This is a genomic window from Allosphingosinicella sp. (genome assembly GCF_036387215.1).
Taxonomy (GTDB): Bacteria; Pseudomonadota; Alphaproteobacteria; order Sphingomonadales; family Sphingomonadaceae; genus Allosphingosinicella.
The window spans coordinates 1-18,113 of the sequence record NZ_DASVUE010000325.1; the positions used below are offsets into that span (position 1 = coordinate 1).

Below are 18,113 nucleotides of genomic sequence, written 5' to 3' on the forward strand. Positions count from 1 at the left end.
ACGCTGAGGAGCTTCAGCCCCTCTCCGTCCAGCCGCAGCGGCTCGTCATGATCCCCGTTCCGCTCCACCTGAAGCGTGGAGCGCACCAGCGTCCGCTGCGGATCGAGCTCGAAGTCCAGCGAGATGTCCGGGACGAGCCAGTCGGGCGGGCGGTAATCCTCGCGGCGGATCGTCGCCGGCGGCGCGGCGACTGCATTCTGGGCGTCCAGCATGGGGTCGATCTAGGAACCGCCAGGGCCCGGCGCAATGCGCCTCACGGTCAGCCGCCGCCTCCGGCCTCGATGATCATCGCCGTGAACAGCAGCGACAGGCCCCAGAAGATGATCAGGAGCGCCGGCACGTAGATGTACTTGCGCCGCCAGGGCCGGGTGCGGTCGCGAAGCGTCGCCTTCGGCACCGTTTCGAGGAACTTCATGAATTTCAGATGGTCGGCATCCCGCTCGGCCGGGATGACGCCTGGGTTCGGAACATGCCTTTTGTGCCGCGGGATCCGGCCCGGATTCTCCATGATCGTGCCGTCCGGGCGGAGCACCAGATCCGGCGCCCGGCCGAGATGCTTCAGAACGATGCTGCCGTCGCCGCTCTCGGTTCCAAGGCTCGCTTCATAGCCCTTGCGCACCAGCGCATGCAGCCGCTCGAACGCCGACGCCTCATTGTGCAAGATTACTTCGCCGGTGTGCGCTTTCACATCATTCACGTGACTTGTCCCTCTAACACACCTCCATAAGCTCAACTTTTTCAGAGCGGAAGGGGGTTTCTCCGCCTTTTGCCTAGCCCTCGACCACCGGCTGGGGTCGCGAGGAACGGAGCGCGATGAACAGGCCGAAGATGGCCAGCACACCGCCCGCCACCGCAAGCGTGGACCAGTGATAATCCTCGAAAGCTGTTGAGAAGGCCATTGCGATGATCGGGACGAGCAGGCTCGAGTAAGCCGCGCGGCCGGGGCCTACCTCGCGAAGGATCTTGAAGTAGAAGGTGAAGGCGAGCGCCGAGGCGATCAGGCCCAGATAGAAGACCCCGATCCAGTAGCCGGCGCGATATTCGAACACGGGCCCTCCGTAGAGGCCGAGCGCGAACAGCGCGTTTGCCGCAGTGCCGTAGAACATCCCCCAGGCGATCATGCTCGCGATCGGCCGGGAGCGCAGCCGCTCCGTCGCCTGCATCACGTTGGACACCGAGGCTGAGAGGACGCCGATGATCGTGAAGCCGATCCCGATAGCCACGGCCTCCGGAGACGCCGATGCGGCGCGGACCTCGTTGACGAACAACAGGCTCACGCCGCCGACCGCGACCGCGGATCCGATCACGAACCGCTTCGAGATCCGATGCTTCAGGAAGAACCAGGAAAAGAAGCTGTTCGGAACGAGCAGAAGCGCGAACACCACCGCGACGACGCCGGAGGTGATGTACTGCTCGGCCGCGTAGACGAAGTTGAAGTTGAGGAAGAATTGCGGAAGCCCGAACGAGAGCGCCAGCAAATGGCCTTGCCGACCGATCCGCAACGGCGAGCGCTTAACCGCGGCATAGGCGAACATGGCGGCGCAGGCGATTACGTAGCGGTAGGTGACCGACCATGCCGGCGGAACCGGCCCCAGCTGGTCCTTGATCACGATCCAGGTGGAGCCCCAGATCAGGGTGATCGTGATGAAAGGGATGAGGACTCGGGGGCGGAGGAAAGCGCGATCGTCGCCGGTCACAGCGCCTCGATCGCCGTAGCCAGCGCCTCGACATGGGCGGGGTCGGAGTCCCAGCTCGTCACCAGCCGCGCTTCGCCCACGCCCCAATCGTAGAAATCGAACCCCTGCGAGCGGAGTGCCTCTGCTTCGTCCGGGGAAACCTTCAGGAACACTTCGTTGGCCTCGACCGGCAGCACCAGCCGGTCGCCGGCGGCCGAGGCGAGGCGTGCGGCGCTGTCATTGGCGGCTCTCGCGTTGCGGAGCCACACGTCGCCTTCGAGCATCGCCAGCACCTGAGCGGCCATGAATCGGCCCTTGGACAGGAGGTGGCCGGCGCGCTTGCGGCGGTAGAGGCTTGCCTGGCGGTGCTCGCCGCCGAAGAAAACCAGGACCTCCGCCGACATGCCGCCATTCTTCACGAAGCCGAACGACAGCGCGTCCACGCCTGCCCGCCAGGTAAGGTCCGCGGGCGAGCAGCCGAGCCGCGCCACCGCGTTTGCGAAGCGCGCGCCGTCCATGTGGAAGCCGAGGCCGCGGCTCCGGCAGAGCTCACCCAAGGCCGCCACTTCATCGGGCGTGTAGACGAGGCCGTATTCGGTCGCGTTGGTGATCGAGAGCGCCGCCGGCTGCACCTGGTGCACGTCCTTGCGGATGCTCCCGATCAGGCCGTCCACCGTCTCCGGGCTGAGCTTCGCGCCCTCGCCATCGCCCAGCAGAAGCTTCGCTCCGCCGGTGTAGAACTCAGGAGCGCCACACTCGTCGTTCTGGATGTGCGCATCCCGGTGGCAGATGATGCTCCCGTAAGAAGGGCAGAGGGCCGCCAGTGCGAGCGAATTAGCCGCCGTGCCCGTTGCCACCCACAGAGCCTCGACCTCAGTCTCGAACAGCTCCGAAAAGGCGCCGCTCAGCCGGGCGCTGAGCGCGTCGCCGTCATAGGCGGTGTCGAGCCGGTTGGCGGCGGAAATCGCCGCCATCGCTTCGGGGCACACGGCCGCCGCATTATCCGAGAAAAAACGCATGCCCGGGCGCATAGACCGCCCCCGCACAAGGTCAATCGCGATGAGCCGGAATGGGCGCCTCCGGCAAAATACTGACGCGGCGTTTACCTCTAATTAGCCCTCATTCCCTAGGGTGGGGACAAGGTTAAGACGGGGAAGTACGGGAATGGGCGCAGAGAATTTTTCGGGCGTATCGGCGGGGCAGCGGAGCGCGAAGCGCAACCGGGTGCTGCTGGCGGCGCGGCTGAGGACTTCCGCCTTCTCCGAGGTCGATGCGCGCCTCCGGGACCTTTCGCGCAAGGGTGCGCTCGTCGAGACGAACGAAGTGTTCAACGTCGGCGACGAGCTGGTCTTCATCCGGGGCGGCACCGTGGTGCCCGCGCGGGTGGCCTGGACCGGCGGCGGCAACCGGGTGGGTCTCGAGTTCCTTCGCCAGATCGACGAGAGCGAGGTGCTGATCCAGCTCGGCACGTCCAAATCCAACCAGAGCCAGCAGCGCTTCCGGCGCCCGGCCCTTCACGAGGGCCTCAGCGATCACGAGCGCAAGCTCGCCCGCGTCTGGGGCGTCTCGGTCGGCATCAACGTCACTGGAGATTAACCGAAAGGGTCGGCCCAGCTGCCCCCACGGGAACGCGGAACATGCTCCACTACAGCAACCCAGTCGATATCAAGGGCGAGCTCGCCACCACCGGGCTCGAGAACGGCCGCAAGGCCGAGCGCACCGGGGTCGAGATCGGCGCGGGTCTCCGGCAGCGCGGCGCCAGCGGCGTGACCGTCCAGATCCTGGACCTTTCCACCCACGGCTTCCGCGCCTCGACGCACCTCGATCTCCAGCAGGGCGCCGACGTGTGGCTGAAGCTACCCGGCCTTGAGGCGCTCCACGCCAAGGTTGCCTGGTCCAACGCCCACTATATCGGCTGCGCCTTCGAGCGCCCGCTGCATCCGGCGGTGCTCCAGATGATGGTCCGGAAATAAGGCTCGTGAGCGCCTGACGCGGCCGCTGTGAACCATCCGCATCTTCGATTAGGAGGAGCGCGATGGCACATTCCGAAGCGGCGGCAACCACATGAAGATCGCGATCTGCGTCCCCCACTACGGGGATGTAACTCCGCAATTCGCCTACAGCCTTGCAAAGCTGATGGCGCGCTCGGTGCAGACCCAGTTCAACTTCAACGGCGAGGTCCAGCCGCCCCGCATCGAGTTGTTCATGCACACCTCGTCGGTGCTGCCGCAGCTCCGGAACCTGCTGGTGAAGGACGCTCTTGCGTGGGGGGCAAACTATTTGCTGTGGCTCGATGCGGACCAGCACTTCCCCGAAGAGGCGCTGCTGCGGCTGCTGTCGCTCAACCTGCCCGTGGTCGGCGTCAATTATCCGCGGCGGGTGCCGCCCCACTTCCCGACCGCGACCGGCCTCGACGACAAGCTGGTCTCGACGACCGAGGCATTGGCGAGGGAGGGAGCCGTGCCGCAGGTCCTGAGCCTCGGCTTCGGCTGCTGCCTGATGGATGCCACGGTCTTCGGCACGCTTGAGCGGCACGCGGTGGCGGCCGGGCGGCCCGGCATGTGGCCGCTCTTCGCGATCGAAATGCTGGACGACGGCACCCGCATCGTCGGGGAGGACGTGTTCTTCTTCCGGCGCCTCCGCGAGGCGGGCATTCCGGTCTATCTCGATCATCCGCTTTCGTGGACCATCGGGCACGTTCATCAGAGCGTGCTCACCAATGCCGATGCGGGCGTTCCGACAGCGACTGACTAGGCGGTGGTGCTGCCGGTGAGGATTGAACTCACGACCTCAGCCTTACCAAGGATGCGCTCTACCACTGAGCTACGGCAGCATCGCCTAGATGTCGGAAGACGCGGCGCTATGGCCGGGCAGCCGATGCAATGTCAAGGCGGCTTGCGGCAAGTGCGTGATCCTGACTAGATTTCCGGCATGTCAAAGATCGATGCGGAACGGGAAAGGCGGCTCGCCGAGGCGCTCCGGCAGAATCTGAAGCGGCGCAAGGCGCAGGCGCGGGGCAAGCCTGATCCCGCACCGGACAAACCGTCCTCACCCTAGATTGGCCGGCACTGCGCTTTCAGCCAGTCCAGCGCTTCGCCCTCCAGCTGCGGCCCCACCACCTCGATCACCTGGCGGTGGTAGTCGTCAAGCCAGCGTCGCTCCTCTTCCGACAGCAGCGAAGGCTCGATCAAGCTGCGGTCGATCGGCGCGAAGGTGAGCGTCTCGAAGCCGAGCATCTCCTTCTCCGCACCGTGGATCTCGACGGGGCGGACGAGGATCAGATTTTCGATGCGGATGCCGTACTCGCCCGTCTTGTAATAGCCGGGCTCGTTGGAGAGCAGCATGCCGGCCCGGAGCGGTTCGTCGCCGCCCGATTGGCTCGACCCGACCGGGGAAATACGCTGCGGTCCCTCGTGCACCGACAGATAGCTGCCGACGCCGTGGCCGGTGCCGTGGGCGTAATCGAGCCCCGCCTGCCACAGATATTGCCGAGCCAGCGTATCGAGCTGACTGCCGCGGGTGCCGTTCGGGAACAGCGCCCGCGCGACCGCGATATGGCCCTTCAGCACGCGCGTGAACCTGTCCCGCATCTCCTCCGTGGGCGTGCCGATCGCGACGGTGCGGGTCACGTCGGTGGTGCCGTCGGGATATTGCCCCCCTGAATCGACCAGATAGAGCGAGTTCTTCTCCAGCGGCCGGTTCGTCCCTTCGGTCACCCGGTAGTGGACGATGGCGCCGTTGGGGCCCGAACCCGAGATGGTGTCGAAGCTGGTGTCGCGAAGGTCGCCGCATTCCTGGCGGAACTCGTGCAGCCTGGCGGCCGCTGAAAGCTCGTCCACTCCCCCCTTCGGCGCCTCGACCGAGAGCCAGTGGAGGAACCGGGTGAGCGCAGCCCCGTCTCGGGCCTGGGCGGCGCGGTGGCCGCGGATCTCGGCCTCGTTCTTGATCGCCTTCGGAAGCACGGAGGGGTCACGCTTCTGAACGATCCTGGCGCCCGCTCCCTCCAGCGCTTCGAAGATCGCAGCAACCGCCCGCTCGGGATCGGCGACGACCGCCTTTCCGGCAAGCGAGGCGAGATAAGGCTCGAACGCATCGCGCCCATGGACCCTGACGCCGTTGCCGAGATGCTGCCGGACGTCCTCGCCCATCTTCTCCGGCTCGACGAAGAGATCGGCGGTGCCGTCCTCGTGGACGACGGCGAAGGAAAGCGCGACCGGCGTGTGCTCCACGTCCTGGCCACGCACATTGAAGGTCCAGGCGATCGAATCCAGCGCCGACAGCACGGCCGCGTCCGCCTTCTGCTCGCGCAGCCAGTCCCCCATCTCCTGGCGCTTCGCCGCCGAGGACTTGCCGGCATAGACATCCGGATGGACGATCAGCTTGGCCTTTGACGGCTCCGGCTTGTCCGCCCAGACGGCGTCGATCGGGTTGCGCCGGACGGGGACCAGCTCGGCGCCCTTTTCGGCCAGCGCTTCCCGGGCGCGCTTCACCCAGTCGCTGGTGTGCAGCCAGGGATCGTAGCCGATGCGCCCGCCGCCCCGCGCATGCTCCTTCAGCCAGGCGGCCACGCTGGTCTCGGGCACCGACTGGTAGCTCCAGTGCCGCCCGTCTACCTGGTCGCGCACCTGCAAAGTGTAGCGCCCGTCGGTGAAGATCGCCGCTTCCTCGGGAAGCACCACCGCCGATCCGGCCGAGCCCTGAAAGCCGGTCAACCAGGCGAGCCGCTGCGCGTAGCTGCCGACATATTCGCTCATATGCTCGTCGGTCAGTGGAACGACGAAGCCGTCCAGCCGGTCCGCCTTCAGCTGCTCGCGAAGGGCCGCGAGCCGCGCTTCGTAGGTCGACATTCTGTTCTTCCCGAATTGAGGTGCGGAGCGCTAAGTAAGGCCGATCTTCACGGCGCGCCAGCCTTGCGCCGAGCCCAGGAACATGCCGATGCGCATTCTCATCCTATCCATTCTCCTCGCCGGCGCGCCTGCCGCCGCCCAGCCCCAGAAAGCGACGATGACCAAAGCTTCAGAACTTCCCCCGCCCCCCAAAGCCGACAAGCGGCCCTACAGCTACGAACGCCACGGTTACCGGGTGGAGGACCCCTATTTCTGGCTGAAGGACCAGGGATATCCCAAGGTCGACGACGAGGACGTGCTTGCATACCTCAAGGCCGAGAATGCCTATTTCGAAGCGGCAATGAAGCCGCACGAGGGCCTCGTCGACACGATCTTCGAGGAGATGAAGGGCCGCATCAAGGAGGACGAATCGAGCGTCCCCTACAAGGACGGCGACTGGCTTTACTGGTGGGCGTTCAAGCCGGGCGCGCAATACCGCACCTGGTACCGGAAACCGGCGGGCGGCGGCGCGGATCAGGTGCTGCTCGACGAGGCGGCGGAGGCGGAAGGCAAGGAATATTACCGGCTGGGCGACCTCGAAGTGAGCCCCGACGGGAAGCTCGCCGCGATCTACGTCGACGACAATGGATCGGAGCGGTTCAAGCTCAGGATCCGCGACCTTGCCACCGGCAAGGATATCGAGACGGTGACGGAAGTCGGCATCGGCTCCCTCGTGTGGAGCAACGACAGCAAGGCCGTCGTCTTCACGGAAGTGAACGAGAATTGGCGCAGCTACCGGGCTCGGCTGCACCGGCTCGGGCGGCCCGCATCCGAGGACAAGACGCTGTACGAGGAGACCGCCGACAAGGGCTTCTCCGTCGGCATCGGCAAGTCGCAGGACCGCAGCCTCATCTTCGTCTCGACCGGCGACAACGCCACCAGCGAGGTCCGGTTCGTCTCCGCCGACAATCCCGAAGCGCCGCTGACGCTCATCTCGCCTCGCAAGGCCAACCGCGAATATTCGGTGGACGCGAGCCACGGCAAGCTCTGGATCCTCACCAATGATGATCATGTGAACTTCCGGATCGCCGAAGCTTCGCCGCAGCGCCCGGGAGCTTGGAAGACGGTGATTTCAGGCTCGGACCGCGTCTATCTCCGCGGCGTCTCCGCCTTCCGCGACCACCTCGGCATCACCGAGCGGGTCGACGGGCTCGATCAGATCCGCCTGCGCAGCTACGACGGCTCGGAGAAGCGCGTCCGCTTCCCCGAGGCCAGCTACAACGCCTCCTTCGGCACCAATGCCGAATATGCGCCGGCCGCCTACCGCCTCGCCTACAGCTCTATGGTGACGCCGGCGACGGTCTACGATTATCACCCGAAGACCGAAAAGCTGGAGGTCCTGAAGGTCCAGGAGATCCCGTCCGGCTACGACGCCTCCCAATATGCGACCGAACGGCTGATGCTGCCGACGCGTGACGGCAAGAAGGTGCCGGTCTCGATCGTCTACAAGAAGGGCTTCCCGAAGGACGGCTCGGGCAAGGTCTTCCTCTACGCCTATGGCGCCTACGGCTATGCGATCCCGCCAAGCTTCTCGAGCAGCCGCCTCAGCCTCCTCGACCGCGGTTATGCCTATGCGATCGCCCATATCCGCGGCGGAGACGATCTCGGCTATGGCTGGTTTCTGGACGGAAAGCTCACCAAACGGACCAATACGTTCAACGATTTCGTCGATGCGGCGAAGGGGCTGATCGCGCAGGGCTTCACCAGCCCCGGCAGGATCGGAATCCAAGGCGGATCGGCCGGCGGCGAGCTGATGGGCGTCGTGGTGAACACGGACCCCGAGCTTTGGGGAGCGGTGGTGGCCGACGTGCCGTTCGTCGACGTGCTCAATACCATGCAGGACGAGAGTCTGCCGCTCACCCCCGGCGAGTGGCCCGAATGGGGCAATCCGATCACCGACAAGGCCGCGTTCGAGCTCATCCGAAGCTATTCGCCCTACGATCAGGTGAAGGCGCAGAAATATCCGCCGATGCTGATCACCGGCGGCCTCAACGACCCGCGGGTGACCTATTGGGAGCCGGCGAAATGGGCGGCCAAGCTCCGCGAGCTGAAGACTGACGACAACCTGCTGCTGCTCAAGATCAACATGGGCGCGGGCCACGGCGGCAAGTCGGGCCGCTGGGACCGTGTGCGCGAGACGGCCGAGGCCTACGCCTTCATCCTCAGCCAGATCGACTGACACCGGTGCGGCTCCTCGCGCGATTGGCGACGCTGCTGGCGCTCTGCCTCCTGACGCCGGCGCATGCCGCGCCGCAGCCGGTAGTCGCCGACGTCGAGGTCACCCGCGACGGCAACAGCTGGATCGCGGACTACCACTTCTCCCGCGCCGCCCCGGCCTGGGCCTTCCTCCATTCGGCGCTTGCCCGCGAGGATCGGAAGCCGTGGCGGCCGCGCAGCTGGACGATAGAGACGAAGGGCCTGCGGCTGGAGCGGCACGGCTGGTACGACGTGCTGGTGAGCGAGCGGGGTAACGTCCCGGAGCGGGTGCGAATCCGCTTTACGCCCTCGACCCTCGATCTGGAGGCCGATTACGACCCGGCCCTGGTCTTCTCGGACGGCGCCGTCGCCTTGTTCACCGACCAGTTCGACGTGACGCCGCTCCCCTCGGCGGCAGCCGCGGCGAAGCTGCCGATCGAGCTTCGCAACATCGACATAGCCGGCCTCACGCGCGCCACGTTCCGCGACCGCGCAGGCAAGGTGCTCCACGCGGGGGTCCGAAAGGACAAAGTCGTCACCACCGAAGGCCGCTCCTATGTGCTGTTCGGGAAGGGCGAGGTGGTCAGCACGGCCGATATCGCCGCAGTCCTCGATCCAGCCCTTCCCAAGTGGCTGGCAGACGACCTCCGCACCTCCACGCCGCGCCTGCTTGCGCTCCATCGGCAGCTACTCGGCCCCCGCAGCGGGCCGAAGCCGATGCTGATGGCAAGCTGGGCGGGGCCGACGCCCGGCCGCACCAGCCTTGGCGGAAGCGTTCTCCCGGGCCTCGTACTGATGGCGTTCGAAGGCGCGGGCGTCGCCGAACGGAGCCAGCAGGCGCGCGATTACATGCATTGGTTCGTCGCGCACGAGACCGCGCATTTCTGGCTCGGGCAAACGGTGGATTACGACGCCGCCAACCACGCCTGGATGACCGAAGGCGGCGCCGATCTCATCGCAGTACGCGCCATCCCAAGCATCGACCCTGCCTACGATCCGCGGAAGCGCCTCAACGAGGCGATCGCCAAATGCGCGGGCTATGCGAGGAGACCGGTGAACAGCGCCAACGAGCGCAGCGAGCATGATGCTTATTATGCCTGCGGCGCCGTCTTCGGGCTGGTCGCGGAGGCCGCGCAGAACAAGCGGCGCCCGGGCGGCGGGATCGGCGGCTTCTGGAGGAGCCTGATCGAAGCAAACCGGAAGGATGGGGTGGTCAGCCAAGCCGATTGGCTGGCGATGCTGACGCAGGTTTCGCGCGATCCGACGCTCGCGCGCGACATCAGGCGGCTGGCGGAACGGGGAAGCGACGAACCGCGCAGGGACATCGCTTCCCTGTTCCGCCGCGCGGGCGTCGCGCATGACGTTGCAGGCTCAGGCGAATTGAGGCTCCGGTGAAAAGTTTCGAGCGGGAGATCACGGCCAAGGCGGAGGATATTGACGAGCTGGGGCACGTCAACAATGCCGCCTGGGTGCGCTGGATACAGGACATTGCGACGGCCCACTGGTACGAAGCGGCTCCGCCGGAGCATCGCGACCGCTTCGTGTGGGTCGTGATCCGGCACGAGATCGATTATCTTCGCGCCGTGCTGCCCGGGGAAACCGTGACGGGACGGACCTGGGTACCCGATCCGCCGCGCGGCGCCCGCTTCGACCGGCACATGCTGTTCACCGGCGCTGACGGTAAGCCGAGGGTCCGCGCTAAGACGACCTGGGCAGCGGTCGACAAGGCCACCGGGCGCCCGCAGCGCGTGCCGCCGGAGGTCGCGGAGTCGTTCGTCAGCTGAACGCGCGGATGGCTTCGACAATCGCGGGATAAGCCTTCGCGCTGACCGCAAAGCCCATGTGGCTGCTGTCGATTTCCAGCTCCGCATCGCGCTCGCCGGGCTGGCCGCGCGCGCCGGCGGGAGCCACGATGCCGTCGCGCCGCGACCAGATTGCGAGCGTCGGCACCGGCGGCTTTACCGCCGGATCCTTGTCGATCGGAGGGCTGTTCACCGAGTGGCCGGCCACAAGCTCATAGAGCCGCCACACGTTGTTGTTGCGCCGCCGGTCGCCGGAGAAGGGGGAGCCGAGCGTCACCACCTTGTCCACAATTTCCGGCCGCTCCTGCGCGACCACCCGAGCGTAAAGTCCGCCAAGGCTCCAGCCGACCAGAATGACCTTTTCCCCCGCGCCGAAGCGTTCGACAGCGATGCCGATTTGATCGACCGTGCGTTCCGTAACCCCGCGATTGAGGCCGAGCCCCCAGCCGGAGACCCGGAAGCCGGCCGCCGCCAACGCGCGTTGCAGCCCCAATGTGGTGCGGTCGGTCGCCAGGAAGCCGGGTATGACCAGCAATGGGAGGTTCGATACAAGTCCACGCTCGCCGAGGCGGCCTAATCGCCGGTGAAGGGTTCCCGCGGCAAGCGCTAGCTCGGGCGCGAGTCGCCATAGCGGCGGCGGTCGGTTCACCGCGCGTGACTAGGATAGACCGCGGTCGCCAGCAAGGCGAAGACAATTGCCGCTTCATCCAACAATGCCAAACCGCTTCCGAAGCAGGTGGTAGACGAGATTGTTGATCCGTCCCGGAACGAGCAGTTCACGGCCACGCTCATTCCACCGAAGCGACTGGGCGGCCACTGCATCAGGCTCCAGCCAGATTATGCCGGGGATCCGGCGTACGCGCTCCGCCGTTCCGTCGTTGACGTGGAACCGGGTTCTCGTCAGTCCAGGGCATACGGCGGTGACGTATACGCCTTCCGACTTCAGGCGCCGATTCAAGCTCGATGAAAGCCTTATTACAAATGCCTTGGAAGCGGAGTACATCTCCTGTTCCCCGGCAAGAGAAATGGTTGCCGACAGCGACGCGATGTTGATGATCCTCCCGAAGCCGCGCCGGCGCATCTCAGGTATCACGACGTGGCACAAATTTGCGGTGGCGTGGCAATGAAGATCCACAAGCCGGGCTAACGAGGACCAGGGAGTGTCCTCGAAGCGCTGGGGTGAGCCGGAGCCGGCGCTGTTCACCAGATAGCAGGCGTGACGCCCGAGTCTGTGCAGCGCCTCAGTCACCTCGGCAACGCCTTCACGGAGCGAAAGATCGGCCGCGCAGGGATAAGCGGACACGCCGAAATCCGTTTCAATGTACCTGCATGCCGCCGACAACTGGCCCCTGTCCCGGGCGACGATGAGGAGATCTGTCCCCGCCGCGGCGAGCGCCCTGGCGAACCCCCAGCCAATGCCGCTTGTACCGCCCGTTACGATCGCCAGACGTGCTCCAACTCCTCTGCTTCCGGATTTCATCTCCAGGCTCCACTTCTGTGGAGAAACGTGTAGACTGGTCCAGCGGCCGGATGAAAGGCGGGAGGTGCATGGTGCACGGACGGCGCATTGGAAGAGCTTTAGCGGGTGCGATGAAAGACGTGTTCCTTATCTACCTCGGCACGTGGCTGTACCTTGGTTTGGCGGGGCTCGTTCTCTCATTGCAAATCGCACTTGGCGGCCTGTACGCTATCGATATTTTTGTAGCGTCGGCGTCCGCGTGCCTATTCGTTGTGCTTGAATATCTCAGCCATCGCTTTTTTCTGCACCCATGCAGGATATTCGGAAAAGTGGTGAACCGCCGGGCTGTGGAGGCGCTTCACGTCAATCATCATCTTCGGCCGGTCACGCGGTTGTATAGGACGGACGAGGTTGCCAGGGGGCTGGCGGTGTTCGCCGGCGGGATACTACCTGCCGCGGCAATATTCGCTTTCTTTGGGCACGTGCTCCTAGCGGGGCGCGGGGGAACAGCAGTGGCCGTCCTCCTCCTGTTCTCGGCTTTCCACGAATATGTTCACCGGATGGCGCACCTAAGATACAAGAGTAATCATAAGTGGTTGAATCAGCTTTGTCGCCATCATATCCTTCATCATTATCGGGATGAGAATCACAATTTCGGAATGGTTACTACTATAATGGACCGCCTCTTTGGGACGTTCGCAAGGAACACATCCGAAATGAGCACTAGCGCTACCCGCTTTAGCTTAGGGCTATCTTCATCTTCTCCGATACTCAGCCATAAGGATAGGCTCAATTAAGTCTGGCCAAAGCCGTGCGGAAACAAGTTCAAATTTTGTCGTTGCCTGCGCAAGGTGGGGCTTCGTGGTGAGGGAGCACCCCGCGCCGAAGAAACGGTGCAAAGGTCCGGCGGCGCCTTGACAAACGCGGCCGACAAGACCGGTGGCGCGAACATGCTCAAGCGATAGGTAGCGCCCTCCTGGTTGCAGCACTCGTTCGATTTCCTGCGATACCAGTTCGGGGTGGGCGAGCGAGCACAGGACGAACGCCCCCGCGACCACGGCAAATGAAGACGAGTGAAATGGGAGCCGCGCCGCGTCGGCCACGAGCGACCTCCTCGGGGCACACGGCAAGGCGGTTGCGTCGATGTTCACCAGTATCCCGTGCGGTACCGTGAGAATGGGTCGCTTTGCCGATGCCCCTACTTCAAGTGCAGGAGCCGCTTCAGCGGCATCGTTAACAGCCTTGTTGAACGCCGAGACAATTCGCTCAAGCTTTCTGCGCCGCACCGGAGCTCCTACCGCCGTCTTCATAATAATCGAGGAAATTCGATCTGAACCACGCGGCGCCCTCAAGAATATCGAGCTTAATCAGGAACCCCGCTGTCCTCACCAACGCCAACGGAAGGGTCGCCGCCGCTACGCCCAGTAGCAGCCCGATGATGGGCGAGAGGCCGAGGTTCGCAGCGATGCTGGCGAGAAGGGCCAGCGCCGCCACCTCGCTGCCGATCCTCACCAAATAGAACAACGTCAGCTTCTTTAGGTTAGGCCACTTTAGAAACACGTGGCCGGTGACAAGCTTAAGGTGAAGAGGGCCGTCAGCACCGATCAACAGCGCCGTGGTCGACAGTATCATGTACAAAATCGGATAGCCGACGGAGAAGACTGCAATTAGGAGCACGCCGCCCAGCCGATCGTCCACCGCCGCGCTGTCGGCCACCGCCCGCACAACGAGGAAGAAGCCTCCTGCAAAGCTAGTAAGGACGCAAATCTGGACAAGTGCATATTCAAACGTCCGGCGCGACATGACCGCACGGAAGCCGGAAAGGATCGCCTTCGGCTGGTGCTGGAAGACAGCGAAGGTTGCACCGACGTTGAACATGGTGAGGGCCGACGCACTCACAACGCCCAGCAGCAGCAGCGAGACGGACTCGGTGCTGATCGGACCCATTGCCTGATCCATGACCGAAGCAATCGAGTCGGCGCTAAGCGGGTTGAGGTTGGCTTGCTTCGAGGAGTCCGCCGCGCTGTTGTAGAGTACGACGATGAACACCAGGAGGATGAGGAGCGGATTGGCGGTGATCCAGCGAAGGGAGCTGCGAAGGGACTTCCAAAACCACATGGCTCAGCGCGCACCAGGCCTCTGGCCGGCCACTGAAGAAACTTGCGAGCTTATCTCGCCATCCAGTCTTCGCTGAGTCGAGCGCGCTCCACTGGACCGCGGAACTGTCTGATAACATCGGCGAGATATGCCCGAAGGCCATATTTGACGCGGAAGCCGAATCCAAGTCTGCGCTCTACGCTCTCGATGACAGTGTCGTGGTGCAATACCAGCCCCGACCGCTTCATGAAGACGTGGTGGGGCAGGTGGGCAAGCGATCCGTAGGTGATCCTCCGTGCAAGAGGGCCGACCACGTAGGTGTAGGCGGCATAAGCGTGGGTTCGGCGGTCCACGCCCGTTAATCCATAGTGCGCCACGTTCTGGAGAACGTTGAACAAAAAACCGATGCCGACAAAGTAAAGCAGGAAGTGGACCGGATTCAAGCACAGTCCTGCCAGCGTAAATGCCAGCACGAAAAGCTGCGCGGCTATTTTGGGCAACCGGTACAGTAGCCGAACCCGCCCACTCGAGGATCTGCGGGCCATGGGTTCTAGCGCGGAGTCCCAGAAGCCTCTGCCGAACCAGTAAGCATGAGGCACGCAGATCAGCCGGAAATAATAAGCGGCCACCGCGGCTGGTCCCGGAGGCTCAGCAACGATATCCACGGTTAGTGGCTCGTTTCGCCCCACAGCATGGTGGTTGATGTGAGCGGCGGTGATCAGCTGGTAATTCAGAAGCTGCGATGCATACGCAAAAAGCGAGACCATCTCAGCCAACAGCGCGTGACCAGAGCCACGGATCGGAACAAGAGAACGGTGCAACGCTGCGTGCCCACCGAAGTTCAGCAGCAGAAACAGGAAAAGTGAAAGCGGGAGGAAGTACGCCGGCATCAGAAGTACCGCTGCCGGCGTAGCGATCGTCGCCGCAATCAGCATCCCAAACCCAAGATAGTCAGGCGGGTCCCGCACAGGGATAATGCCGAACCAGACTCTGTATCAGCCTGGCCCGCAGGCGACGCCGCAGGCAGAAAGGAGGAAAAGAACACTAGACGACATCAAAATGGCTCGAACCCGGCTAATCATTGACGCCTCCCTTGTTGGCCGTCCGATGCTGCTCCCATTGATAAAGGGAGTCAAGAAGGGTGCGCAGGGCCCGGTCGTCGGCCCGTGTTCTAGAGATACTCGCCGCCCATCAAGGCCTGCAGCGCCTTGGGCAGCCTCACCCGCCCGTCCGCCTGCTGATGGTTTTCCAGCAGCGGCACAAGAATGCGCGGGCTGGCCAGCGCGGTGTTGTTGAGCGTGTGGACGAAGCGCACTTTCCGCTCCGGGTCGCGCCAGCGCAGGTTCGCCCGCCGTGCCTGCCAGTCGTGCAAGGTCGAGCAGCTGTGGGTCTCGCGATATTTGCCGAGCGACGGCACCCAGCTTTCGATGTCGTTCATCCGGAACTTGCCGAGCCCCATGTCACCCGTGGAGGCCTCGATCACCTGATAGGGGATTTCGAGCTGGCGAAGCATGTTCTCGGCATTGGCGAGCAGCCGCTGGTGCCAGCGCGCAGATTCCTCGGGATCGTCGGGGCAGATCACATATTGTTCGAGCTTGTAGAATTGATGGACCCGAAGCAGCCCGCGCACGTCGCGGCCGGTGCTGCCCGCCTCCCGCCGGAAGCAGGGCGAATAGCCGGCGTAGAGGATCGGAAGCTGCTGCGCCTCGAGGATCTCGCCCGAATGGAGCGAGGTCAGCGCGATCTCGCCGGTGCCGGCGAGGTAGAGATCGTCCTTCGGGATCTCATAGGCTTCTTCTTCGTGGCCTGGGAAGTGACCGGTCGCGACGAACGCCTGCGGCCGCGCAAGCGCGGGCACGGTCATCAAGGTGAAGCCGTCGGCGGCAAGCTGCTGCTGCGCCCAGAGCATCAGCGCCTGCTCCAGCATCGCCAGCCGCCCCTTCAGGCAATAGGTGCGCGAGCCGGACACCTGCGTGATCCGCCCCAGCTCCGCCCAGTCGTTCATCTCCACGAGCGCGACATGATCCCGCGGCTCGAAATCGAACCTCGGGATCTCGCCTTCCTTGCGGACGACGGTGTTGAAGCTCTCGTCCGGACCGACCGGCGCACCCTCCCACGGAATCCCCGGAAGCCGAAGCATCAGCGCGTCGAGGGCCGCGCCCTTCTCCGCCAGCGCCGCCTCGACCTCGGCGGCCCGCGCACCCATCTCCTTGGCCCGCGCCCCGAGCGCCGGACGCTCAGACGGATCGGCACTCTTGAAGCCGGCGCTGATCTCGTTCCGCTGCCGCCGAAGCTCGTCGACCTCGCTCTTCATCGCCCGCACCTCCGCGTCGAGCCCGAGCAGCTCGCCAAGGTCGAGCTTCACATTCTTTTCGGCAATCGCCCGTTCGACGACGTCGCGTTTCTCGCGGATGAAATTGAGGCTGAGCATGGCCGGCACGGGTGGCGGGCGCGGAACGAAAAATCAAGCTCGGCGCTCCTCCGCCCCCGGCGCGGCTTTCTTGCGCCCCCGGGGCAAGACTGTAGAAGGCCGCAATGACCGCTCCCGCCGGTGCCGCCTCGCCCTTAGCTGCCGCCACGGACGATTGATCCATGGACCCGTTGATCAGCTGCCTGATGGTAACTCGCGGCGGGCTCTATCCCGCTAGTTTCGCGATCGAATGCTTCCGGACGCAGACCTATGACAATCGCGAGCTGGTGATCGTCTGCGACGAACCCGGCGCGGCCGTTGCGGCCTACGTTGCCGAGCTCGCGGATCCGAAGATCCGCTACGTTGAAACCGGCCACGCCCGCCTTGGCGAGCTGCGCAACGTCAGCGTTGCCGAAGCCAGGGGCGAGCTCGTCTGCCAGTGGGACGATGACGACCTCTATCACCCCAACCGGCTCGAATATCAGCTGGGCAATTTGGTAAAATCGGGCACCTCGGCTCACTTCCTCGGCCGTTGGACGATCTGGTGGCCGAAGCGGCGCACTTTGGCGCTGTCCTCGATCCGGGTGTGGGAAGGCTCGATGCTCGCCCGGCGGGAAGCCGTGGGGCCGTATCCGGCGCAGTCGCGCGAAGAGGATGCCGTGATGCTGGCCGAGCTGATGGACAAGCACCGCTTCATCGTAACCGACTCGCCGGATTATTATTGCTACGTCGTCCACGGCGCCAACACCTGCGACGCGGACCATTTCGAGTTCATGCTGGAGCGGGCCAGCTGGGTCTTCTCGGATTACGAAGCGGAGCTCGCCAGGCGCGCCGGGCGCTTCCCCTTCCGAGGCTATCTGGACCGGCTCGACCGGAAGGCGAAGGGGGAACCGGAGGTAACGCCGGATTATTCGGGGCGGATGTTCGGCGGTGAGCGCCTCGCGATCGACGGTGCGCGGTTCCGGGGATGCAGGTTCAACGGCACGCTTCTCACCTACAATGGAGGCGAGCCGCCGCTGTTCGACAGCTGCCACTTCCACAATATCGCCTTCGACTTCCAGGGTCCGGCCGGCCACAGCCTTGCCCTGCTCCGCTGGCTCACCGACCGGGGCATCATCCCGGAAATGAGGAAGTCGCGGAGCGCTTAAGCCAGGTTTTCCGCGCTTCGCTGCTGCTTCAGACAAAAGAAAAGCCCCGGCCGATCGCTCGGCCGGGGCTGTAGTATTTGGCTGTAAGGCCGATCAGAAGGTCGGGAAGCCGGCCGGGGCCGCGGTGCCCTGGAAGCTGCCGGTGCCGGTGGTGCCGCTCTGCGTCACCGCCGTGTTGTTGCTGCCCGTCTGGTTGACGTTGATGAACTCGCCCGGCTGCGTCTGGACGACGAAGAACGAGTTACCGGTGCCCGACTGGGTGATCCGGGCCGTGGCGTTCGTCGCACCCGTATCCTGGAGGATGCCGGCCGTGTTGTTCGTGCCGCTCTGCTCGATCCGTGCAACCTGGCCCTTGCCGCGCTGCTCGGCATAGGCACGCTGGCCGGTGCCGCTCTGGAAGATGTCGATCTCCGGAGAGCGGGCGCCGCCCGTGAACGCA

21 protein-coding genes and 1 tRNA gene are annotated in these 18,113 nt (G+C 64.6%); 9 read left to right on the forward strand and 13 right to left on the reverse strand.

Going from position 1 to position 18,113, the window contains the following annotated elements:
- From VF662_RS13205 to VF662_RS13220, 4 genes are all read right to left on the reverse strand, one after another.
- Positions 1–212: hypothetical protein (locus VF662_RS13205; protein WP_464142032.1), on the reverse strand; the 212-nt coding region annotated here is incomplete at its 3' end.
- A 47-nt stretch (positions 213–259) separates the two neighbouring features.
- Positions 260–697 (reverse strand): hypothetical protein, encoded by a 438-nt coding sequence (locus VF662_RS13210; protein ID WP_464142035.1) that lies wholly within the window; start codon positions 695–697, stop codon positions 260–262.
- A 73-nt stretch (positions 698–770) separates the two neighbouring features.
- Entirely contained in the window at positions 771–1,697 is a 927-nt protein-coding gene (locus VF662_RS13215; protein WP_464142037.1) for a DMT family transporter, read from the reverse strand.
- On the reverse strand, positions 1,694–2,695 hold the full coding sequence (locus VF662_RS13220; RefSeq protein WP_464142042.1) for a threonine aldolase family protein: 1,002 nt from the start codon (positions 2,693–2,695) through the stop codon (positions 1,694–1,696). Before VF662_RS13220 ends, VF662_RS13215 begins: the two co-directional genes overlap by 4 nt.
- Positions 2,696–2,840: 145 nt before the next feature.
- Here VF662_RS13220 and VF662_RS13225 point away from each other — a divergent pair, with 145 nt between their 5' ends.
- The 3 genes from VF662_RS13225 (at position 2,841) to VF662_RS13235 (ending at position 4,430) form a co-directional block, all read left to right on the forward strand.
- On the forward strand, positions 2,841–3,272 hold the full coding sequence (locus VF662_RS13225; RefSeq protein WP_464142046.1) for a PilZ domain-containing protein: 432 nt from the start codon (positions 2,841–2,843) through the stop codon (positions 3,270–3,272).
- A gap of 41 nt (positions 3,273–3,313) precedes the next feature.
- Complete coding sequence (locus VF662_RS13230) at positions 3,314–3,649, forward strand: PilZ domain-containing protein (protein WP_464142049.1); 336 nt, start codon at positions 3,314–3,316, stop codon at positions 3,647–3,649.
- Between the two features lie 91 nt (positions 3,650–3,740).
- Entirely contained in the window at positions 3,741–4,430 is a 690-nt protein-coding gene (locus tag VF662_RS13235) for a hypothetical protein (protein ID WP_464142051.1), read from the forward strand.
- Positions 4,431–4,434: 4 nt separating this feature from the next.
- Here the strand turns inward: VF662_RS13235 and VF662_RS13240 are convergent.
- Positions 4,435–4,509 (reverse strand) — tRNA-Thr (locus tag VF662_RS13240).
- A 98-nt stretch (positions 4,510–4,607) separates the two neighbouring features.
- Between VF662_RS13240 and VF662_RS13245 the strand changes: the two genes are divergently transcribed.
- Positions 4,608–4,733, forward strand: coding sequence for a hypothetical protein (locus VF662_RS13245; protein ID WP_464142053.1), 126 nt, complete (start codon positions 4,608–4,610; stop codon positions 4,731–4,733).
- On the opposite strand, the gene VF662_RS13250 is transcribed toward VF662_RS13245, so the two are convergent.
- Positions 4,730–6,523, reverse strand: coding sequence for an aminopeptidase P family protein (locus tag VF662_RS13250; protein WP_464142056.1), 1,794 nt, complete (start codon positions 6,521–6,523; stop codon positions 4,730–4,732). The genes VF662_RS13245 and VF662_RS13250 overlap by 4 nt on opposite strands.
- Before the next feature lie 157 nt (positions 6,524–6,680).
- Between VF662_RS13250 and VF662_RS13255 the strand changes: the two genes are divergently transcribed.
- From VF662_RS13255 to VF662_RS13265, 3 genes are read left to right on the forward strand one after another with little or no spacing between them, the layout of a single operon-like run.
- On the forward strand, positions 6,681–8,741 hold the full coding sequence (locus tag VF662_RS13255; RefSeq protein ID WP_464142087.1) for a S9 family peptidase: 2,061 nt from the start codon (positions 6,681–6,683) through the stop codon (positions 8,739–8,741).
- A gap of 23 nt (positions 8,742–8,764) precedes the next feature.
- Positions 8,765–10,153, forward strand: coding sequence for a M1 family aminopeptidase (locus VF662_RS13260; protein WP_464142059.1), 1,389 nt, complete (start codon positions 8,765–8,767; stop codon positions 10,151–10,153).
- A complete protein-coding gene (locus VF662_RS13265; RefSeq protein WP_464142061.1) occupies positions 10,150–10,542 on the forward strand; it encodes an acyl-CoA thioesterase in 393 nt (130 codons plus the stop codon). The genes VF662_RS13260 and VF662_RS13265 overlap by 4 nt, the downstream gene beginning before the upstream one ends.
- Here VF662_RS13265 and VF662_RS13270 read toward each other — a convergent pair.
- Entirely contained in the window at positions 10,535–11,095 is a 561-nt protein-coding gene (locus VF662_RS13270) for an esterase/lipase family protein (RefSeq protein ID WP_464142064.1), read from the reverse strand. The two genes, VF662_RS13265 and VF662_RS13270, sit on opposite strands and share 8 nt — an antisense overlap.
- Before the next feature lie 168 nt (positions 11,096–11,263).
- On the reverse strand, positions 11,264–12,040 hold the full coding sequence (locus VF662_RS13275) for an SDR family NAD(P)-dependent oxidoreductase (protein WP_464142066.1): 777 nt from the start codon (positions 12,038–12,040) through the stop codon (positions 11,264–11,266).
- Between the two features lie 110 nt (positions 12,041–12,150).
- Here VF662_RS13275 and VF662_RS13280 point away from each other — a divergent pair, with 110 nt between their 5' ends.
- Positions 12,151–12,816: a sterol desaturase family protein gene (locus VF662_RS13280; protein WP_464142069.1), complete on the forward strand. Its 666-nt coding sequence runs from the start codon at positions 12,151–12,153 to the stop codon at positions 12,814–12,816.
- On the opposite strand, the gene VF662_RS13285 is transcribed toward VF662_RS13280, so the two are convergent.
- The 4 genes from VF662_RS13285 to serS form a co-directional block, all read right to left on the reverse strand.
- A complete protein-coding gene (locus tag VF662_RS13285) occupies positions 12,775–13,329 on the reverse strand; it encodes a class I SAM-dependent methyltransferase (protein WP_464142072.1) in 555 nt (184 codons plus the stop codon). The genes VF662_RS13280 and VF662_RS13285 overlap by 42 nt on opposite strands.
- Positions 13,286–14,137 (reverse strand): hypothetical protein, encoded by an 852-nt coding sequence (locus tag VF662_RS13290; protein ID WP_464142074.1) that lies wholly within the window; start codon positions 14,135–14,137, stop codon positions 13,286–13,288. Before VF662_RS13290 ends, VF662_RS13285 begins: the two co-directional genes overlap by 44 nt.
- Positions 14,138–14,187: 50 nt before the next feature.
- Entirely contained in the window at positions 14,188–15,051 is an 864-nt protein-coding gene (locus VF662_RS13295) for a hypothetical protein (RefSeq protein ID WP_464142077.1), read from the reverse strand.
- 236 nt (positions 15,052–15,287) lie between these two features.
- Positions 15,288–16,547, reverse strand: a complete 1,260-nt coding sequence (gene serS, locus VF662_RS13300; protein WP_464142079.1) for a serine--tRNA ligase — start codon at positions 16,545–16,547, stop codon at positions 15,288–15,290.
- Between the two features lie 161 nt (positions 16,548–16,708).
- Here serS and VF662_RS13305 point away from each other — a divergent pair, with 161 nt between their 5' ends.
- Positions 16,709–17,674, forward strand: coding sequence for a glycosyltransferase family 2 protein (locus tag VF662_RS13305; protein ID WP_464142081.1), 966 nt, complete (start codon positions 16,709–16,711; stop codon positions 17,672–17,674).
- A 93-nt stretch (positions 17,675–17,767) separates the two neighbouring features.
- Here the strand turns inward: VF662_RS13305 and VF662_RS13310 are convergent.
- The coding region (locus tag VF662_RS13310) for a hypothetical protein (RefSeq protein WP_464142084.1) at positions 17,768–18,113 on the reverse strand (346 nt) is incomplete at its 5' end.